Here is a 15,402-nt window from a genome sequence, read left to right as displayed (position 1 = left end):
AATGCGGCATGGGGCAATCCCGGCAAGCCGGAAGCTGCGGGATGTTCGTCAGCTCTGGCCCAAGCCGGTGTCGAGGGCGGCGGATTGCGCTGCGAAGTCGTCGGGACGGCGCTTGCGGAAGGTTTCGAGATTGCTCAGCTTCCAGCGCAGTGCCGGCAGTTGAGCGGCGTGTTGGCATTGCACCAGCGACCAGTCCGGTTCTGCGCGCACCAGCCCGCTCAGAAACTGCTTGTGCGCGGTGCTCAGTCGCTGTGGCAGTTCGCGCCGCAGCCTGGCGCGAGCATCGAGCAGCATCTCCAGGGAGCAGTCCACTTCCGTCATGCCGACAAAGGCCCGCTCGTACTCGCCGGCGATGTCCTTGTCGTTGCCGAACAGCACTTCGTGGGGCGGCCGGTTGTGGCCCGCCAGATAGATCACGAAGCACTCGACCATGCCGTCGCTGATGTCGCCCGATTCGTAGAGCTGCCACACGTCGAACAGGTCGCGGGGGTGCTGTCGATCCAGCGCGGCCACCAGCTTGCTGGCGTACAGCTCGTCCGGTGCCAGAACCGGCAGCTCGAACTCGACGCCGAACAGATCGCTGGTCTTGGCGCTCAGCGGCCGCCGCTCGACGGGCAGCACGCTGCCGCGGAACACGACATTGACCTCGATCTTCACCTGGCTGGCGTCGTTCTCGACGATCAGCTTGGTGTCTCCCAGGTCCTTGGCGCGAACCAGGCGTGTCTGCACGCCCAGTGGTGCAACGCGCGTGGCGATGGCGGCCAGCTCCTGGTTGATGGCTTGCAGCGCTTCGTCGCGCGGCGTCTGCCACGGGAGGTACACCACGTCGATGTCCACCGACAGGCGCGGCATGTCCCGCACGAAGAGGTTGATGGCCGTGCCGCCCTTCATGGCGAAGATGTCGTTGGCGAACACGTCGGGCGCGACGGCCAGCAGCAGGCGAACGGTGTCCGCGTAGGTCTTATCCATGAGGTCTCAGGCTCAGCAAGGTGCCGTCATCGAGCCGGCTCATCCAGCGCGTGTTGCTGCCGGTGCGAACCGGGTACTGCTCCAGCAGGGCATCGACATCCACGAGGCTGGTCTCGCGCGCCCAGGTCAGGAACAGGCGCACGGCCTTCACGCTGGCGCAGCAGGACAGCAGTTGCCCGAGCAAGTCCTTGCGGGGGGAACGCAGTCCATCAAAGACGTTGCGGGCCTCTTCGAGGCTCTGCTTGACGCCGGCTTCGTACAGCAGCTCCAGAACGGCACGCTCGGAGGCAGCCACCCGCAGATCCTCGGGCAGGCCAGGCGGCGTGGTCAGGGTCTTGCTGGCCAGCGCCGTGTCCGGCCAGTCGAACAGGCGGGCGTGGACGTAGCGGGCCGGAAAGCGCGAGGTGAACCAGGCCGGCAACGCGAAACGACCGTCGCCCCACAGCACCAGCGCCTCCCGGCTGCCCAGGTTGTGCTGCACCCCCTGCAGGGCCAGGGCGCTCTTGCCGCCGACGTGCAGGCCGGGCACGCGCTGTTGCAGGAACTTCAGCGCACCGTAGACCCCGAACTCATCGTTCGGGAAGGCATAGACGCCATGGGCCAGGCGCACGAGCCACCCGCCGTCGGCATAGTGGGCGGCGAGCTGGGGCGACACCCCGAACTGGCTCAGGGTGGCAAGGTCGAACGGCGCCCCACGGGAGAGTCCCGCCTGCAGTCGCTTGATTACCTGGTGCCGAGAATTTCCATCCATGCTATAAAAATAACACAGAATCCAATCGACCCCTAGAGCCATTGCAAGAACGTGCATGGAAAGTAGCATAAGGTTTTATTTATCGTGCAGAATCTAATCGACCTACGACCCGAGCCAACCCGGCTCTGCCGGCCGCAACCCGCCCTCCTGATCGCGGTCTATGCTGGAGGGCAGGCCACGACCGGCCGCTCCGCGAGGTGAGGCACCACTGAAGCCGAGGCATATGAGCATGACCACCAACACGCACAACGGGCGCTGGAGCCACCGGCTGGGCCGGGGGGCTGGCCGTGCCTGGCGTGGATACCTGCGCCGCGAGCAGCGTGTCGCCGGCTGGCTGGTGACGCGCGGGGTGCCTGCGGGCGCGACCACGGCGGTGCTCTGGATCGTCAAGCTGGCCGTACTTGGCGTGCTGCTCTGCACCGTATCCTGGCTCGTCCTGCTGCTTGCCTTTGCGGTGGTCGCCGCATGGCTCGCGCGGAACGCCGATGCGGATGATGAGAACCAGCCAGAGTGGCGTGAAGGACACTCCGGCCATGGTCTGTACGACAAGAACGAGTGGCGCCACGACATGGGCGACTCTGACGAGTCGTAGCTGCCCCATCGGTGCGAAAGGATGCGCCTTACTTCGCGCCGCCTTTCGACGCAGCCGTCATCGCAAGGCGAGAGCCACTACCTCCAGCCGCCTTTGCGTCGCCGGTAGCGACGGTAAGCGCTCCAAGAATATTGCCTGCCCGTACACCAGCCCAGGCCAGTGCCATCACCCAAAACGTCGGCAGCACGATGAACATCATCGCCATGACGAAGTTGAGCAGCATGTCGCCAAAGGCGTTGTTCAAGCCGATCAGCGGATCGAAGTTCGTGTGCGGCCTGTCCGCGCCAAACCCCCAGCCGTAGAGCGCATCCAGGATCGTGCTGTCTATCCAGCGCGCGAGCTGGAACCAGAAGTCCACGAAGAACAGCGCGAACTGGACGCAGCTCACCGTCACCACCGTCTTCAGGTCGTAGGTGCCGATCAGCAGCACCAGCGGGATGCAGATGACGAGCGCCATCTTGAGCATCGTCAGCACCATCGGCAGCGCCTGGCGCACCACGTCCATCGCCGGAAAGAAGCCCAGCGAGCCGACGGTCAGCCCCAGGTCGCTCGCGCCGCGCGTGACGATGTTCGGCAGCGTCTTGTCGATCTGGCCGCCGTAGTCGGTGTAGACGGCGCCCTGGTTCATCTTCTGCTGCCTCGGTGAGACCACGGCGCGGATCACGGAGTCATTGACCTCGCTCGACGACAGGAAGCCCACCCAGCGCCCGATGCGGGTCAGCAGGTCCGGGTCGACCTGTGCCAGCAGCCGGCTGCGCAGTCCCTGGCCGCCATCGGCCCACCACTGCCGGCAGGACGGATAGCCGCCGCCGCTGTCCACCTGTGCCAACCCTGCATCGCGGGTCGCGTCGTAGGGCCAGGCCGTGCGTGGGGTCTTGGCGCGATAGGTGTCATAGAAGCCGGGCGTGTCGAGGAAGTAACTCGACCCGATCCAGGTGACGTCGTTCATTTGCTCGTCGGAGAGCGTCGGCCGGTTCATGAACAGCTTGGCGCGCGACGGCCCGTAGCAGTCGTGCGTGAAGTCGGCGACCTCCTGTGCCAGCACCGGATCGTCGATGCGCGTGGCATCCACATCCATGCGAATCTGACGCAGGTCCGTGCCGCAGGGAATCGCCGCCACCGCGGAGCCCGTCACGGCTTTCGACAGCGCGTGCATGAAGAACCACCACACCGGCACCAGCGCGCTCTGGTCGTTGAGCGCCGTGTAGACGTTGGACCAGCCCGTGTCGTTGGGCAGCGGGACACTGACCTGGCATTGCGCGGAGCGCGTGGTGTCGAACCTGATCGTGGCGAGATCCACCGGGATGAACGGGATGCCGGCGAACATGATGACCACGATCGCCACCCACACCCGGTTCTCGATGCGCATCGACGACAGCACGCCCTTGTTGCCCTCGTCCGCACCTTCGCTGCGGGCCTTGAGCCATTCCTGGATCACGATGGCCACGAACGGCAGCGCGAACACGCCGCTGGCCACGAGGATGCTCCAGATGCCGTTGTTGACCACCCAAGCCACCAGGGTCAGGTAATACTCCAGGTAGTCCGTGGTGTAGAGCGTCATGCCTGCCTCCCGGTCTCAGCCGTGCCGCAGCAGCTGGCTGGCTTCCAGCGCGACCACGGCGATGACGGCCGCGATCTCCGTGCGCAGCAGGCGCTGATGCGTCTCGCGGGACGGCTCCCGCCGCAACAGGCGCCGACGCATCCACCACCAGCCGTAAGCCGTCGCTCCGTAGAGGCACAGACGCCACACGAAGAAGTGGCCGGCGTGCGCCTGCAGCCAGTGCTGCCAGCCCTCGACGCCGCCGACCACGTGGATGCCGGCGATGTTCACCGCCACCGCGGCGGCGACCACCAGCAAGGTCCACAGCAGCGCCACGCCGACGCGGCGGTTGAACAGCCATGGCAGCCGCAGCCAGGCGAGCCGGCTCATGGCGTACCGCTCCGCGGCTTCTGGACTTCCCGCAGACGGTCGCGCGTGGTGTCGCCCTCGAAGACGCCGCGCGAGCCGGCAGCGCGGGTACTGTGGCGCTGGATGATCGCCATCGCCGAGTTGCCGGCCAGCGTGCGGCGCAGCTCCAGCTCGGTCTTGAGGTTGTTGATCTCCTGCTCCAGCGCGCTGTTCTCCTGGTCCACCGCCTGCACGGCGAGCTCGTTGGCGGCGACGTTCGGCTCCTTCTTGCCGGTCAGCAACGTGCGTTGCAGCAGCAGGGCCTTCTCCAGCACGCTGGACAGCGCAGCCTCGGACGCGAGGCGCCGGCCCAGCACGTCCTGGTCGGGCTCGTCACGCAGGGCCTCGATCACGCCGCGGGTGATCGGCAGCGAGCTGCTGCCGGCCGCGTCGAGATTGGCCAGTGTCGTCGGCCGGGCGCCCGTCACCAGTTCCTGCAACACCTGCAGCTTGGTCTCGTACTCTTCCTGGATCACTGGCGTGAGCCCGACGCCAGGCGTGGTCTGGGTCTTCGTGCAGTTTTCGCAGGTGCGTTGCTCGCGTTCGCCCAGCACGCGGTTCGCAAAGGCCGCGGCCGCGCCAGGCGACGACCAGGTCTGGCAGGTCAGGCGGTTGCCGCAGGCGCTGCGCGCGATCGACGAGGTATCGGTGGCGCTGCGCCCGTTGAGCAGGTTGTAGCCCGCGCGCGTCACGTCGCCGACCACCTTGATCGAACTCTGGCCGGAGCCGCCCGCGTTGCCGCCGCCGACCCAGGGCACGCCGTTGTTCCCCTTGTTGGACTCGGCCTGCTCGATGGCGGAGACGGCATCGGTGCTGCTGACCGCATCCCGCAGCGCCATCCCTTCGGCGAGCTGGTCCCAGCCGGCCTGGCCGCCGGCCATGTCCGCCATGCGATTGGCGATGGCCCGGCAGGTCATCTTCGAGCGGTCGAAATCCAGGCGCGCCTGCAGGATGCCGTTGGTCAGCAGGTTGTACAGGCCCGGGTCGGCGCGCTGGATGATCAGCGCCGGCAGCGAGGCCACGGCGCTGGTGGCGTTCTGGATCACGTTGCTCATGATCGTCTGGAAGCCGTTGGTGATGCCGTTGAGCTGGTTCTGCAGCGTCGTGGTGATGCTCATGTCGCCGCAGATCAGGTTGCTGTTCCAGCCGACGCCGACGCCGATGCTCTGCATGTTGCCGGCACCACCCATCGACACGGCCCGGCCGCCGCCGATGCTGTAGAGCACGTCGTCGCCGATCACGCTGCCGCTGACGTTCACGCCATTGGGGTCGATGCGGGTCTGCGCCCAGGCGACGCCGACGACCAGCGTGATGGCCGCCACGAGCAGCGTGGCCTGCAGGGGCGACTTCGCGCGGCGCAGGAAGTGAGGGAGGGAGGCGGTCATCGTGGGTTCCTCACATGAAATCGACGCTGCCGAGGAAGACCTGGCCACGGCGCCGGCAGCAGGAGTACGGCCGCCACAAGGCCCAGGCGTAGTCGCCCTGCTGGGCCTGCACGCGGGTGCGGCTGTGCGGGAAGACCACGCAACTGTTCGAGAGCGTGGGCGTCAGCTCCTGCCACTTGCCCGTCGAGGCGTCGGTCTCCATCAGCGCGCCGGCCGGCCAGTAGCCGTCGCGGGCGTTGGCCAGCAGGGGCTGATACACGTGAATCTGGTTGCGGCGCGTCACGATGTCGCCCGCGCGCTGCGCGACCACGGCGCCGCTCTTGTGGTCGTCGGTCTGGTGCAGGAAGCCACCGCGGGGATACACGTTGCCCCAGAGGTTCAGGCCGGTGCGCGTACCGATTTCGCGCCGGCCGGGGATGAGCGCTTCGGGGTAGAACGCTTCCGGGATGTTGTAGCGCCAGGCGATCGTGTCGAGCGTGCTCAGCAGATACGGCATGAAGGCCGTGCCAGCGCCTTCGCAGGTGTAGCCGGAGGCGCTGGCGAACTGGCTGAACACCAGCCCGGCCGGATGGCCGATGACATCGGCGTTCTTGAACTTGGCGAGGTTGTTCTCGTTGTCGTGATTGGTCGTGCCGTCACCGCCAGCCTTGGCGGTCGGGTTGGGCATGCTCATCGCCCTGACTTCCTGCCACGGGTTTTCTCCGGTGTTCGAGTAGCTCGACACCACCGCATCGGGGACGTAGTGGCGCACCTTGACGGAAGTGCGAACCGAGCAGCCGAAGGGCGTGCAGTACAGCCAGTAGCAGATACCGACCACGCGGTATTCGAGGCAGTCGGGGGACAGCGCCGACGAGACGATGGTGGCGGTGTCCAGGGCGAACGTCGACGTGGCCGTGCTCAGCAGCAGCGAGGCGACGGTGGCGCGCAGGCGCCGGGATGCCAGCAGGAGGCTCATGGCTGCGTGCTCCGGTAGGCGTTGATGCGCGCGACGGCGCGGGGCACGTCGGGCTCGCCGTAGACCACGTAGCGTCGATCGACCACCACGGCGGGAATCTTGGCGATGCCCAGTCCCCAGGCATCCGCGACACCTTGGTAGGCATGGCCGATGCGGCGCTGCAGCGCCTCGCCGCCGTCATGCAACCGCTGCCGCACCGCCGCTGCGGCCTGTTGCGGGTCGGCCGGCAGGTGCGCGGCGAGTTCGACCTCGATGCGCGTGGCGTGGTCCAGCTCGATGACCCGCACGCCGGCCGGGGCCTGCACCGAATGACGGCTGTCGGTGACGACGAGCACATCGGCGGCCGCCGCGATGGGACCGAGCAGCGCGGCGCACAGTCCAGCGGCCAGCCTGGCGGACAGGGGGCGCCGCGAGACAGCAGGAAGGTTGAGGGAATGAGCCGGCATGTCGCGCCTCCGCGGAGTCGATGCAGACTCGTAGTCGAGCGCAACGCAGTTCAGGGAACGACAAAGAAACCGAAACCGGTCAGTCCCGATTTCCTGCGCACCGGCGAAAGGAAACGGGAGCCAATGGCTCCCGTGGTGATGAAATGAATGCGCGTGGGGTGCTGCTACAACAAGCCGGCTTCGGCGAACGAGTACGGGCTGCCCTTGCCGACGATGAAGTGATCCAGCACCCGGACATCGACGGTGGCCAGGGCGCTCTTCAGCCGCTCGGTGATCACACGATCAGCGGCCGAGGGCTCGGTGTTCCCCGAGGGATGCTGATGCGCCAGGATCAGCGCCGAAGCGTTGAGCGCCAGCGCACGCTGGACCACCACCCTCGGATACACCGAAGTCTGGTCGACCGTGCCCTTGAACAGCGGCTCGTAGGCGAGCACCTGGTGCTGGTTGTCGAGAAACACGACGGCGAAGATTTCGTTCGGCTCCGCGACCAGTTTCAGGCGCAGGTAGTCGCGCACGGCGGCGGGACTGCCCAGCGCCGGACCGGCCTTGAACACGCGGTTCTCCAGCAGGGTGATGGCCTGCTGGATGATCCAGTCTTCGTGCTGGGCGGCGATCAGGGTGAGCGACTCCGGGCGGGAGTCGGCGATGGCAAGAGACATGGCGAACCTCCAATGGATGAGATCGGAGGGCGCCTGCCCCAGGAGGGCAAACCCTCCGGGGGACGATGGGGATGGAACAGGTGACGAGCGGGCATCCACCACCGCGGATGCGGTGGCTGTTCGCGTCAAGGGATGCGATGCGAACGGGTTTCGATCAACGCGGACGAGCCGCGCCGCAGCCTTGAAGATCGATGGCTACCTGGGCATGTCACCGGCGACGCCGGCGGGCATGTCTGGGGAATGGGCAGGTTCGGCTGCGGTCGTGCTGCCGGCAGCGAGCAGGTCGATGGCCGACAGCAAGGCATCGCCTTCGACGGGGCCGTGCAGCAGGAGGGTCTTGCCGGACTCGCGGTCGCGCAGTTGCAGGGCCGGCGTGGCCGCGATGCCCTGCTCTGCGGCTTCCACCGCCTGGGCGCGGATGACGGCATCGGGGCGATCGCTGTCGAGACAACCCTGCATGGCTGGCGTGAGGTCGGGATAGCGCAGGCCCTCCGGCAGGCCGTGGCCGTCGCCGCGGGTGTTCGAGTAGAGCCACGCCACGGCCTGCCAGAACGTGGCATGTCCGCCCGTCTCGCCCGCGCACTCGACCAGGCGTGCCCCGGCAGTCGCGGCCGGCTCGTGCATGGACAGCGGCAGGTGGTGCCACTGCCAGTTCACCTCGGGATGGGCGTCGATCCAGCGCTTGAGCGCGGGGAAGTAGGCCCGGCAGTACGGACACTCCAGGTCGGCGTACCCGACCACCGTGAAGCGCGCATCGGCACGGCCATACAGCCAGGGCGGGCCGGCCGGTTTCGGCGCTTCGGACCCGGCGGCGGCCAGGGACATGGGCTCGGTCGCCGGATGCGGCGCGCGCAGCAGCATCCACGAGGCCACCGCAATCGTCACCACGATCAGCAGACCGATCCGGGGATGACGGCGGGCGAATGAAGGCATGCGCATCGTGTTGCTCCCGTCAGGCCAACGTATCCAGCGCCAGCGGTTCGATGCCCCGCGCACGGTCGATCTTCTCGGCCACGCGGAAGGCGGCATCCAGCTCGCTGATGCCGTGCTGCTGCATCAACTGGAAGCGTTCGGCCTTCTCCTCGGGCTCGGTCATCGCCATCGCCAGGTAGAGGCTGGGCGGCACGGCGCGGAACAGCACTTCCATCGACTTGGACAGGATGACGCCCTCGCTGAACTTGCCGGCCTCCTTGCGTGCCGAGAGCATCAGCGCCTTCTGCGAAGCGTTGAGTTCGCGGAAGCGCGCGATCTTCTCGACTTCATCGGGCGGCATCGACAGGCAGATCCACCACTCGATCATGTTGAGCATGGGCTCGGCCGCTTTCGGCAGGTCGTCCAGGTTCTGCGTGGCGAGCCAGAACCAGGCGCCGAGCTTGCGCCACATCTTGGTGATCTTGACCACGTAGGGCGCGAGCAGTGGGTTCTTCGTGATGATGTGGCCTTCGTCCGTCACGTTGATGATCGGGCGGCCCAGGAACTGGTCGCGCTCGGCGATGTTGTTGACGGTGTTGATGAGCGAGATGTAGGCAATCGAGAGTTGGGCGTTGTAGCCCTCGCGCGCGAAGGTGGCCAGGTCCACGATGGTGATGTCCGCCTCGGGCCACGGCGTGCCGGACCGGTCGAACATCTCGCCGTCCACGCCCTGGCAGAACATATCCATGGCGTCGGCCATCTCCAGCAGCCGTGCGCGCCGCATCTCCGGCAGCGTGGCGTCGCGGGCGCGCTCGCGCAGCGCGTCGCGCACATCGCGCGTGAGCACCGTGCGTTCGTCCGCCACGCAATGCTGGGCCGCATCGAGAATGCACTGGCGGATCAGGCTGCGGTCGGCGCGCGTCATGCGCGCTTCTTCTTTGTCCTCGCCGCCGGTGATCATCAGTCGTGCAGTGATCTCCAGCTCCCCGAGGACGTCGCGCTGCTCGTCGCCTTCCACGGCCATGCCGGCATCGGTCTGGTCTTCGTCGAGCGCATCGGCGTCCAGCGTCTGTACCTGGCTCGGCGTATCGACCAGGCGCCAGGCGTCGGCGAACGGCGCCAGACTGACGCCCGCGCCGGGCGCGAGCTTCACGCGATGCACGGTGAGGCCCAAACGTGCCGCGAAGTCGCCGAACAGGCCGAAGCTGTTGCCCGCCTCGACGATGAACAGGCGCGGCCGATAGATCGCCGTCACCTGATTCAGGATATTGTTGAGCGTCGCGCTCTTGCCCGACCCCGTAGGGCCGAACAGGAACAGATGCGCGTTCATCTGCCGGTCGAGGCGGTTCAACGGATCGAAGGTGATCGGGCCGCCGCCGCGGTTGAAGAACGTGATGCCCGGATGCCCCGTGCCCTGACTGCGGCCCCAGACCGGCGCCAGGTTCGCCGCATGTTGCGCGAACATGAGCTGGGTGTACCACTGGCGCTTGTCGGCAGCCGGATCGAACACGCACGGCAGCCAGCGCAGATAGCTGTTCAGCGGCGCCACCTCGTCCTCTTCGCGTACCGGCTGCAGGCCGGCGTTGAGCATCACGTTGACGAGCTGCAGGCCGCGCGCATCGAGCTGGGCCAGGTCGCGGCCGCGCAGGTAGAACGCCAGCGCGCCGCGGTAGAGCTTGTGCGCGCTGCCGATCAGGCCGCGCGCCTGCTGCACGTCCTGCCGGGTCTGCTCCGAGGCCAGGGTCTCGCCGACGGCCTTCCTGGCGAGGTGGTTGAGGTGCGCCTCCAGCACGTCCTGGGGCGTGGCGACCAGCGTCAGGCACATCACCGTGTCTTCGGGCATCTGATCGAACAGCGCGTTCATGGCATCGCCGCCTTTGCGCGTCTCGCCCGTCAGATGACCCGTCACGGGTGGCGTGCGCAGGCGATCCATCACGATCACCCGATGCGGCATGCCGTCGAAGAACCACAGCCCGTTGGGCACGTCCGAACGTGGCTGGCCGAAGAACAGGCGCTGCGCGAAGTCGGTGCCGCTGGCGAGCTCGATCTCGCCCTCCTCCCGCTCTTCCGGGTAGCGGGTCAGCGCGTAGAAGCGTTCCCGATCTTCGGCCGTGGCGCCGAGCAAAGTCGGATTCGGGTTGAACCAGCGCAGCAGCCAGGCGTGGATGTCCGCCGCGCCGAGACGCCGCGCTTTCACGCCCGCATTTCCCAGCCCGCCGGCGAGGCGGTCACAGATCGTGGTCAGCGCCTGCTCGGGCGACTGGCCGCGCCGCAGGGTCGGGGTCGCGGGCGTGCGGCGGTAGACGACCATGCGCACGCGCCGGACCTGGCCGCGCCAAGGCAGGCGCGTCACGGCAGTATCCTCGAACAGGCCACCCGGCTTGGCGATGGCCCGCAGGTGATGGGCGAAGAAACGCAGGTAGAAGTCGCTGAATGCGCTGCCTTGCGCACGCGGCTGCAGATAGTTCGCCAGGGAGCGCAGATAGTTGTCCCAGTTGGCCTCGTCCTGGGCGTAGAGCTGCACCACCCAGGGGTTGTCGTCCAACTCGTCGAAGGAGTCCTGCAGGGCGTTCTCCAGCGCATCGCGCGCCTGCCACAGCCAGGCCATCTCGCGGCCCTCGGTGCCGACCGGCGCCAGCTCGAAGAAGGCCGCCACCGACTGGCCATCTTCCAGCAACATGCACTTGCTGCCGGGCAGGTACTCGACCCAGGGCAGCAAGTCCGCGAACGACGGCGCGACGCCATAGAGCGCATCGTGGTCGGCCTGGGTGGCCGGCCTGCGCCGGCCCCGGCCGAGCGCGCTGCCCGGCTCGGCGACACCCTGTGCCACCAAGGCCGCCACGTGCCGTGCCCAGGCATCATCGGTCGCATCCACGGCGTCAGCAGGCGATGCGTCGGGCTTGCGTGACCACGGCAGCGACCAGGCCATCAGTAGTCCTCCACGCGTTCACCCGGCATCGCGTACTGCACGCGCTGGTAGAGCGGGAACACCGTGCTGTAGCCGGGCACCGGCACCGGGTCGGTGCCCGCCAGGTGCGGGAACACGTACATCACCAGGTCGGGATTCGGCAGGCGGTGGAACTGGCGGTAGATCTCGTTCTGCGCGGTACGGGTGTAGCGCGCCTGCACGCCGGGCGCCGCCTGCACATCGGCATCGGCCAGCGGCCGGCGCAGGCCCTGGCGCGCATCGAGCAGTTGCCGCGCGGCCTGGCCGCCGCCCGCGCTGCCGCCGGTCTCCTGATGCCAGATGTCGAGCATGGTGCTGTCGCCGTGTGGCAGCAGCTTCTCCTTGCTGGTGGCGCAGCCGCCGAGCAGGGTGGCCGCCAGCAGCACGGCGGCCGCGTCAATCCAGATCCGAGGCATGGGCTTCTCCGGTGCGGTGGTGGACCCGACGCCCCTTGGCGTCGTAGTCGATGTCGAGCGGCTGCTCCAGATGCACGGCCACCCTGGCGCCGGGCTGCACGTAGACCGCCGCGAAGGCCTGGCCGTAGAGCTTGTTGACCCAATCGGCCATGTCGCGCACGCCGCCCGCGAGGATGCGGCCCATCGCTTCGTTGCCGCTGATGCCGACGGTGCCCAGCGAGCCGTTGCTGTTGGCGACCACGGCCACGCTGCCGTTGTCGGACTTGATGAGCGAGGCCGCGCCGGCGCCGGCTGCGGTGATGAGCGCCTGGCTGCCCAGGTACTGCTGGGCGTTGCTGCGTCGCTCGCCGCTGACGCACGGAATGCCGTAGGGGTCGCTGATCCAGCCCAGGCCGCCCTGGATGCTGGCGCCGTTGTGCCCCGAGTTGCCGCTGTTGCTGCCGTCCTTGCTGCGGTCCTCCGGCACCGTGCGGATGGTGCCGTCCTGGAACACGAACGTGACCGAGCGGATTTGCCCGCGCACGCACGAGAGCGTCCAGTCGCCCGAGGCCGTGCCGCTGACCACGGCGCCGGCCACGTCGGGGATGTCGATGCCGTTGGCCGTGAGGTTGTCCAGGCCGATCAACACCTTGAACGGGTACGGGTCGTTGACGGTTCCGTCGATCGGCACGCGCCCGATCAGCGCCGTCATGGCAATCGACCCCATGAGCGTCGAGTTCGACGGCACGGTGTAGACCGCCTTCGTGGATGCGCCCACCGCGCGGCTGCCGACGTCGGCGACGGATTCCACTGCGGCCGACAGGCTTTTCTGGGCCGGCCCGAAGCTCAGGGGAAAGCTCGGCTCCTTGCTGGCGTTCTTGGCGTCGACCTTGGCATCGTCGGGCTCGACCCACTGCGTGCCACCGACGCCGCGGTTGAAGCGCTGGCCGTCACCCTCTTCCAGCCCCAGCCCGACGGGCAGATCGGACCGGCCACCCTTGCCGGAAAGGCCGTCCAGTTGCCGCTGCAGATCCTGCAGCAGCCCCTGGGTCTGCTGCCTGTCGCTGGCCACCTGATTGCGCTCCTGCTCCAGGCGGCTGCGTTCGCCTTCCAGCGCGCTCTGGATGCGTTGGTCGATCGCGCTTTCCCGGGCACGCAGGCGCTCGTTCTCGGCCTTGTGCTGCTTGTTGTCGCCGAGCGCGCTCTGCAGCTCGGTGCGCAACTGCTTCACCTGGGCCACCAGCGTGGCGACGGTATCGCGCGGCGTGTCGCCTGCGATGCCCAGGGCTTTCATCTCCTCGGGCGTGAGCGTACTGGCCGCGCCCTTGGGGGCGGGCTGGCCGCCGGGGGCGCCGGAGAACAGTTTGACGCCGACGAACACCAGCAGCAGCGCCATCGGGATCAGCAGCCACTTGAGCAGCGGATTACTTTTCATCGCGCGCTCCTCCGGTCGAGCCGGCCGCGGCGGCCGGCGGCAGGTTCGCGGTGGCATCGATCGGGCTCAGCGCCGGCAGCAGCGACTCGGCCAGGCCGTGGCCGCGCGTGACCAGGTAGAGCACCGTGGTGTCGGACGGGGTGCCGGCCGGCCCCAGGTTCGGATGCTGGAAGGTCGCCGCCACGAAGTTCCCCTGCAGGGCGCGCGGGTCGAGGTCGAGCCAACGCGCCGAGGTGTTGGTGAGGCGCACGGCCGTCACCCACTGGTCTTCCAGGCGCCACGCGGCCAATGCCCGCGCGTGCACCGGCAGCGTCGGCAGCAAGGTGTCCAGTGCGAGGCCACGGCGCAGGTTCACGCGCCCGATGCCGGCGACCGGCTCGACGGTGCGCAGCGGCGCGTACAGGTTCTGTGCGGCATGGCGCGTCAGCACGACCGGTACCGGCGTCTCGCGCCGGGGAACGGATTTGTCTGCGGGCGCGTCGGCCTGCTCGTCCGCGCCGCTTGCCGCACCGCCGCCGTAGCGCTTCGCGGGGGCTTCCGCTTCCACGATGCGCACCGGCTCCAGCGGCGCCTGACCGTCCTTCGCCGGCTCGGCGGCGATGTCGAGCAGGATCAGCGCGCCGGATTCCACGTCCTGCAGTTGCAGCCGCGTGGGCGGAATCGGCTCGCTCGCCCGCAGGTAGATCGCGCCGCCGGCACTCTGCACGCGCAGGTGATCGCCGACGCTGGCCGGCACGCCGACGCGCACATTGCGGTCGATGAAGACCACGCGCTCCTGGCCGACCACCAGCGGCACCGGCAGGGGCAGGCGCTCCCAGCGCAGGATTTCCACGGCCTGGCTGGCCGGCACGACACCGAGGATCAGCAGGACGCCGGCCAGGGCCGACAAGGCAATGGGCTTCATGGGGAGTCTCCCTGCAGATGGCCGGAGGCGTTGGCGGGCGCGCCGGCCTGGGTCGGCGTCGGCGGCGGTTCGATGCGCTGGGGTGCGCCGGCGTAGCAGTCCAGCGCCAGGCCGAAGGGGTTGTGCTCCGGGTCGATGTCCAGCCGGACGACCTTGATGGGGTAGCGCACCAGGGCGCGCTTGACCTGCTCGGAGCCGTAGTATTCGTCCGCGCTCACGTCGAGCGTGACGATCCAATCGCGGTCGGAGACCACCTTGACGCGCGTGGCCGGATCATCGCCGTAGCCGCGGCCGGGAATCTCGTAGATGCCACGCACGCGCTGACGCAGCTCGCCACTGGCGCGCCGGTACTCGTAGTCCTGTTGCAGGAAGGCCCGGCAGCTCGGCGTCAGGTAGGCCGACAGCGCGCGCAGGTTGCGCGGATAGTCTTCTTCGCCGTTCGTGGGCCAGCGCTGTACCTGCTGCCAGATGTAGAACGAGAAGGCATACACGCTCTCGGGCGGCACGTCCCACCACTTGCGCGTGCTGCCCGAGCGCAGATCCGGCGGCACATGGATGGTGAGACTCTTCGGCGCACTCCACCAACCGAAGCCGAGCAGCAGCGCCACCACGAACAGCGCGCCGGCCCCCAGACGCAACGTCTTCACGTGCGCCTGCAGGTGCGCAACCTCGTTCTTGAAACGGCTCATGGCGCCCCTCGATCGGTGTTGCGCCGGGTAGTCCAGTAGCCCGAGCGGGTGATGAGGCGCTGCCCGCCCAGGAGCGCCGCCAGCGCCGGATGCCGCAGGGCCAACCGCCATTGGAGCTGCCGGTACAGCCAGGTGTCGGGCCGGCCGCGCTTCTGCGCGCGCAGGAAGCCTCCGCCGACAAAGACGCCCAACGCGATGCCGGCGACGATCAGCGTGGGCACCATGGCGATGCTGTGCGTGAGCCAGGCCAAGGGCAGGCCGAGCGCGAACCCGGCTGCGGCCGACAGGCCGGCGCAGATCCACAACTCGTCGGCGGTCAGCCCGCGCACGACCACCGGCTGGCGATTCAGTCGGTGCGGCAGGAAGGTCACCAGCGTGTCGTGCGGGCTCTCCGAAGAGACAGTCATCGCTTGCC

16 protein-coding genes are annotated in these 15,402 nt (G+C 68.2%); 1 reads left to right on the top strand and 15 read right to left on the bottom strand.

From position 1 onward, the window contains the following. Positions 1 to 48: 48 nt before the first annotated feature. Together KHN96_RS05975 and KHN96_RS05970 are read right to left on the bottom strand one after the other, a co-directional pair. Entirely contained in the window at positions 49 to 969 is a 921-nt protein-coding gene (locus KHN96_RS05975) for a nucleotidyl transferase AbiEii/AbiGii toxin family protein (protein ID WP_045786225.1), read from the bottom strand. Next, positions 962 to 1,720, bottom strand: coding sequence for a type IV toxin-antitoxin system AbiEi family antitoxin domain-containing protein (locus tag KHN96_RS05970; protein ID WP_181817645.1), 759 nt, complete (start codon positions 1,718 to 1,720; stop codon positions 962 to 964). Before KHN96_RS05970 ends, KHN96_RS05975 begins: the two co-directional genes overlap by 8 nt. A 229-nt stretch (positions 1,721 to 1,949) precedes the next feature. Between KHN96_RS05970 and KHN96_RS05965 the strand changes: the two genes are divergently transcribed. Beyond that, entirely contained in the window at positions 1,950 to 2,312 is a 363-nt protein-coding gene (locus KHN96_RS05965) for a DUF3742 family protein (RefSeq protein ID WP_425314432.1), read from the top strand. 28 nt (positions 2,313 to 2,340) lie between these two features. Here KHN96_RS05965 and KHN96_RS05960 read toward each other — a convergent pair whose 3' ends face one another. The 13 genes from KHN96_RS05960 to KHN96_RS05900 all read right to left on the bottom strand — a co-directional run bounded on the left by KHN96_RS05960 (position 2,341) and on the right by KHN96_RS05900 (position 15,394). Then, positions 2,341 to 3,873, bottom strand: a complete 1,533-nt coding sequence (locus tag KHN96_RS05960; protein WP_115044025.1) for a conjugal transfer protein TraG N-terminal domain-containing protein — start codon at positions 3,871 to 3,873, stop codon at positions 2,341 to 2,343. 15 nt (positions 3,874 to 3,888) lie between these two features. Then, the gene (locus tag KHN96_RS05955; protein WP_003292115.1) at positions 3,889 to 4,242 is read right to left on the bottom strand and encodes a hypothetical protein; all 354 of its coding nucleotides are present in this window, start codon (positions 4,240 to 4,242) and stop codon (positions 3,889 to 3,891) included. After that, complete coding sequence (locus KHN96_RS05950; protein ID WP_115044027.1) at positions 4,239 to 5,645, bottom strand: integrating conjugative element protein; 1,407 nt, start codon at positions 5,643 to 5,645, stop codon at positions 4,239 to 4,241. The genes KHN96_RS05955 and KHN96_RS05950 overlap by 4 nt, the downstream gene beginning before the upstream one ends. A 10-nt stretch (positions 5,646 to 5,655) precedes the next feature. Continuing rightward, on the bottom strand, positions 5,656 to 6,600 hold the full coding sequence (locus KHN96_RS05945; protein WP_016446146.1) for a TIGR03756 family integrating conjugative element protein: 945 nt from the start codon (positions 6,598 to 6,600) through the stop codon (positions 5,656 to 5,658). Further along, positions 6,597 to 7,046: a TIGR03757 family integrating conjugative element protein gene (locus KHN96_RS05940; RefSeq protein WP_115044029.1), complete on the bottom strand. Its 450-nt coding sequence runs from the start codon at positions 7,044 to 7,046 to the stop codon at positions 6,597 to 6,599. The genes KHN96_RS05945 and KHN96_RS05940 overlap by 4 nt, the downstream gene beginning before the upstream one ends. A 164-nt stretch (positions 7,047 to 7,210) precedes the next feature. Further along, positions 7,211 to 7,705, bottom strand: a complete 495-nt coding sequence (gene radC / locus KHN96_RS05935) for a RadC family protein (RefSeq protein WP_003140985.1) — start codon at positions 7,703 to 7,705, stop codon at positions 7,211 to 7,213. Positions 7,706 to 7,900: 195 nt separating this feature from the next. Beyond that, complete coding sequence (locus tag KHN96_RS05930; protein WP_115044031.1) at positions 7,901 to 8,644, bottom strand: DsbA family protein; 744 nt, start codon at positions 8,642 to 8,644, stop codon at positions 7,901 to 7,903. Positions 8,645 to 8,657: 13 nt separating this feature from the next. After that, positions 8,658 to 11,546 (bottom strand): conjugative transfer ATPase, encoded by a 2,889-nt coding sequence (locus KHN96_RS05925; protein ID WP_115044033.1) that lies wholly within the window; start codon positions 11,544 to 11,546, stop codon positions 8,658 to 8,660. Beyond that, positions 11,546 to 11,980: a TIGR03751 family conjugal transfer lipoprotein gene (locus KHN96_RS05920; protein WP_023083166.1), complete on the bottom strand. Its 435-nt coding sequence runs from the start codon at positions 11,978 to 11,980 to the stop codon at positions 11,546 to 11,548. The genes KHN96_RS05925 and KHN96_RS05920 overlap by 1 nt, the downstream gene beginning before the upstream one ends. Beyond that, on the bottom strand, positions 11,961 to 13,394 hold the full coding sequence (locus tag KHN96_RS05915) for a TIGR03752 family integrating conjugative element protein (protein ID WP_115044035.1): 1,434 nt from the start codon (positions 13,392 to 13,394) through the stop codon (positions 11,961 to 11,963). The genes KHN96_RS05920 and KHN96_RS05915 overlap by 20 nt, the downstream gene beginning before the upstream one ends. Continuing rightward, positions 13,384 to 14,298 (bottom strand): TIGR03749 family integrating conjugative element protein, encoded by a 915-nt coding sequence (locus tag KHN96_RS05910; RefSeq protein WP_073672131.1) that lies wholly within the window; start codon positions 14,296 to 14,298, stop codon positions 13,384 to 13,386. Before KHN96_RS05910 ends, KHN96_RS05915 begins: the two co-directional genes overlap by 11 nt. Beyond that, positions 14,295 to 14,987, bottom strand: coding sequence for a PFL_4703 family integrating conjugative element protein (locus KHN96_RS05905; protein WP_010792125.1), 693 nt, complete (start codon positions 14,985 to 14,987; stop codon positions 14,295 to 14,297). Before KHN96_RS05905 ends, KHN96_RS05910 begins: the two co-directional genes overlap by 4 nt. Further along, positions 14,984 to 15,394, bottom strand: a complete 411-nt coding sequence (locus KHN96_RS05900; RefSeq protein WP_029133614.1) for a TIGR03750 family conjugal transfer protein — start codon at positions 15,392 to 15,394, stop codon at positions 14,984 to 14,986. Before KHN96_RS05900 ends, KHN96_RS05905 begins: the two co-directional genes overlap by 4 nt. Positions 15,395 to 15,402: the final 8 nt, after the last annotated feature.

Origin of the sequence: Ralstonia mannitolilytica (assembly GCF_905397375.1) — a bacterium.
In the GTDB taxonomy this organism is placed as follows: Bacteria; Pseudomonadota; Gammaproteobacteria; order Burkholderiales; family Burkholderiaceae; genus Ralstonia; species Ralstonia mannitolilytica.
Note: the sequence above shows the minus strand (reverse complement) of the source record. Positions and strands in the feature narration are given on the sequence as shown.

Coding starts and splice junctions, on each gene's coding strand:
- KHN96_RS05975 (WP_045786225.1), bottom strand. CDS start 969: ATGGATAAGACCTACGCGGACACCGTTCGCCTGCTGCTGGCCGTCGCG.
- KHN96_RS05970 (WP_181817645.1), bottom strand. CDS start 1,720: ATGGATGGAAATTCTCGGCACCAGGTAATCAAGCGACTGCAGGCGGGA.
- KHN96_RS05965 (WP_425314432.1), top strand. CDS start 1,950: ATGACCACCAACACGCACAACGGGCGCTGGAGCCACCGGCTGGGCCGG.
- KHN96_RS05960 (WP_115044025.1), bottom strand. CDS start 3,873: ATGACGCTCTACACCACGGACTACCTGGAGTATTACCTGACCCTGGTG.
- KHN96_RS05955 (WP_003292115.1), bottom strand. CDS start 4,242: ATGAGCCGGCTCGCCTGGCTGCGGCTGCCATGGCTGTTCAACCGCCGC.
- KHN96_RS05950 (WP_115044027.1), bottom strand. CDS start 5,645: ATGACCGCCTCCCTCCCTCACTTCCTGCGCCGCGCGAAGTCGCCCCTG.
- KHN96_RS05945 (WP_016446146.1), bottom strand. CDS start 6,600: ATGAGCCTCCTGCTGGCATCCCGGCGCCTGCGCGCCACCGTCGCCTCG.
- KHN96_RS05940 (WP_115044029.1), bottom strand. CDS start 7,046: ATGCCGGCTCATTCCCTCAACCTTCCTGCTGTCTCGCGGCGCCCCCTG.
- radC (WP_003140985.1), bottom strand. CDS start 7,705: ATGTCTCTTGCCATCGCCGACTCCCGCCCGGAGTCGCTCACCCTGATC.
- KHN96_RS05930 (WP_115044031.1), bottom strand. CDS start 8,644: ATGCGCATGCCTTCATTCGCCCGCCGTCATCCCCGGATCGGTCTGCTG.
- KHN96_RS05925 (WP_115044033.1), bottom strand. CDS start 11,546: ATGGCCTGGTCGCTGCCGTGGTCACGCAAGCCCGACGCATCGCCTGCT.
- KHN96_RS05920 (WP_023083166.1), bottom strand. CDS start 11,980: ATGCCTCGGATCTGGATTGACGCGGCCGCCGTGCTGCTGGCGGCCACC.
- KHN96_RS05915 (WP_115044035.1), bottom strand. CDS start 13,394: ATGAAAAGTAATCCGCTGCTCAAGTGGCTGCTGATCCCGATGGCGCTG.
- KHN96_RS05910 (WP_073672131.1), bottom strand. CDS start 14,298: ATGAAGCCCATTGCCTTGTCGGCCCTGGCCGGCGTCCTGCTGATCCTC.
- KHN96_RS05905 (WP_010792125.1), bottom strand. CDS start 14,987: ATGAGCCGTTTCAAGAACGAGGTTGCGCACCTGCAGGCGCACGTGAAG.
- KHN96_RS05900 (WP_029133614.1), bottom strand. CDS start 15,394: ATGACTGTCTCTTCGGAGAGCCCGCACGACACGCTGGTGACCTTCCTG.